The organism is Pseudomonas sp. GM84, from assembly GCF_000282535.1.
Classification (GTDB): Bacteria; Pseudomonadota; Gammaproteobacteria; order Pseudomonadales; family Pseudomonadaceae; genus Aquipseudomonas.
This window is the reverse complement of the sequence record NZ_AKJC01000334.1, coordinates 1-2,399: the sequence shown is the minus strand read 5'-3', so window position 1 is coordinate 2,399 and position 2,399 is coordinate 1. Positions and strand designations below refer to the sequence as shown.

The window sequence follows — 2,399 nt, the reverse complement described above, 5'->3', positions numbered from 1 at the left end:
GGCACGTTGCAACAAATGTAGGAGCGAGCTTGCTCGCGATGCGCCGCGCGGGCGGCGCTCGATCTCAAAGACGCCAAAAACGCTCAGGCGAGCACCCTAGATCACTCCACCAGTTCGACCAGCACCGTCCCTTCGCTGACCATATCCCCTTCCTGACAGAACAACGCCTTCACCGTCCCCCCTTGCGGCGCGCGAATGCTGTGCTCCATCTTCATGGCCTCCAGCACCACCAGCGCAGTCCCGGCCTCCACCACCTGCCCAGGCTCTACCAGCACGCGCACGATGCTGCCGTTCATGGGCGCGCCCAGCCCGCCTTGGTGGCTGTGGCTGGCTTCGGCCTCGGCGATCGGGTCGAAGGCTTCGATGGCATGCACCTCGCCGTCCCAGCGCAAGAACAATGTGCCGCCACGGCGTACCGCCAGATGACGGCGACGCACGCCACCCTCATCGTGCCCGAGTTGCTCACCCTCCAGGTGCCAGGTCGAGGCAGCGCTGCGCTCCAGCGCCACGGCCTGGCTTTCGCCGCCGCTTTGCAGGTGCAGGCTGCTGCGCGACGGCAGGCCCAGACGCAGGCCACTGCGTGGCGCCCACGGCGAGTGAGCGTCGTCGTCACGTTCATGCGCCGGCTGGCCCTGCAGCCAGGCTTCGGCGGCGGCTTCCCAGAAGCCGGCCGGCAAGGCACGCGGCGCCGGCAGCAATTCATCCTGATGACGCGGAATGAACCCGGTATCCAGCTCCGCCGCAGCGAACGCCGGGTGCGCGAGGATGCGGCGCAGGAAGGCGATGTTGGTCTTCAGCCCGCCAATGGCGAACTCGTCGAGCATCGCCAGCAAGCGCAGGCGAGCCTGCTCGCGGTTCTCGCCCCAGGCGATCAGCTTGCCCAGCATCGGGTCGTAGAACGGCGACACCACGTCACCCTCGCAAACCCCGCTGTCCACCCGGCGGCCTTCGCCCGGCGCCGATTCGCGGTACAGCGCCAGGGTGCCGGTGGCCGGCAGGAACTCGTTGGCCGGGTCTTCGGCATACAGGCGCACTTCGATGGCATGGCCGATCAGTGGCACCTGGGCCTGGGTAATAGGCAGCGCCTCGCCACAGGCCACGCGGATCTGCCAGGCCACCAGGTCCAGGCCAGTGATGGCTTCGGTGACCGGGTGCTCCACCTGCAGGCGGGTGTTCATCTCCATGAAGAAGAACTCGCCACGGGCGTCGAGCAGGAACTCCACGGTGCCGGCGCCGACATAGCCGATGGCCTGGGCAGCCCGTACCGCGGCCTCGCCCATGGCCTGGCGCAGCTCGGGCGAAAGGCCGGGGGCGGGGGCTTCCTCGACCACTTTCTGGTGGCGCCGCTGGATCGAGCAGTCGCGCTCGTTGAGGTACAGGCAGTTGCCGTGCTGGTCGGCGAACACCTGGATTTCCACGTGGCGCGGCTTGAGCACGTACTTCTCTACCAGCATGCGCGAATCGCCGAACGAAGACTGCGCTTCACGCTGGGCCGAGGCGAGGGCATCGGCCAGCTGGCTTTCCTCCTCGACCACCTTCATGCCCTTGCCGCCGCCCCCGGCGCTGGCCTTGAGCAGCACCGGGTAGCCGATACGTTCGGCGGCGGCACGGAAGGTTTCCAGGTCCTGGGCTTCGCCGTGGTAGCCCGGCACCAGCGGCACGCCGGCGGCCTCCATCAGCGCCTTGGCCGCCGACTTGCTGCCCATGGCGTCGATGGCGCTGGCCGGTGGGCCAAGGAAGATCAGCCCGGCGTCTTCGATGGCGCGGGCGAAGCCTGCGTTCTCGGACAAGAAGCCATAGCCCGGGTGGATCGCCTGGGCGCCGCTGGCCTTGGCCGCGGCCAGCAGTTTTTCCACCACCAGGTAACTCTCGGCGGCCTTGGTGCCGCCCAGGTCGACGCGGATATCCGCTTCGCGGCTGTGCCGTGCATCACGGTCGGTGGCGCTGTGCACGGCCACGGTGGTCAGGCCCATGGCCTTGGCGGTGCGCATGACCCGGCAGGCGATTTCGCCGCGGTTGGCGACCAGCAGGGTGGTGAGAGTGGGGCGGCTCATGGGCGCGGCTCCTTCTTGTGTTCGGTTTGCCAGGCGGGGCGGCGTTTTTCCAGGAAGGCGTTCAGGCCTTCCTGGCCTTCGGCGCTGACGCGGATGCGGGCGATGGCGTTTTCGCAGTAGCGGCGCAGGGCCGGGCTGAGTGCGCCGTCGTCCACTTCACGCAGCAGGTCCTTGGTGGCGCGCAGGGCTTGCGGGCTGTTCTGCAGCAGGTTGTCGACCCAGGCCTCGACCTGCGCCTCCAGCTCGCCGGTCGGGTACACCTCGGCCAGCAGGCCCAGTTCGCGGGCCCGCACGCCGCTGAAACGCTCGGCGGTCAGGGCGTAACGGCGGGCGGCGCGCTCGCCG

At 68.9% G+C, this 2,399-nt stretch carries 2 protein-coding genes; both read right to left on the bottom strand.

From position 1 onward, the window contains the following. Positions 1–101: 101 nt before the first annotated feature. Complete coding sequence (locus PMI38_RS24300) at positions 102–2,054, bottom strand: acetyl/propionyl/methylcrotonyl-CoA carboxylase subunit alpha (RefSeq protein WP_008100103.1); 1,953 nt, start codon at positions 2,052–2,054, stop codon at positions 102–104. Next, on the bottom strand, positions 2,051–2,399 hold a 349-nt coding region (locus PMI38_RS24295), incomplete at its 5' end, for an enoyl-CoA hydratase-related protein (RefSeq protein WP_008100100.1). The genes PMI38_RS24295 and PMI38_RS24300, both read right to left, overlap by 4 nt.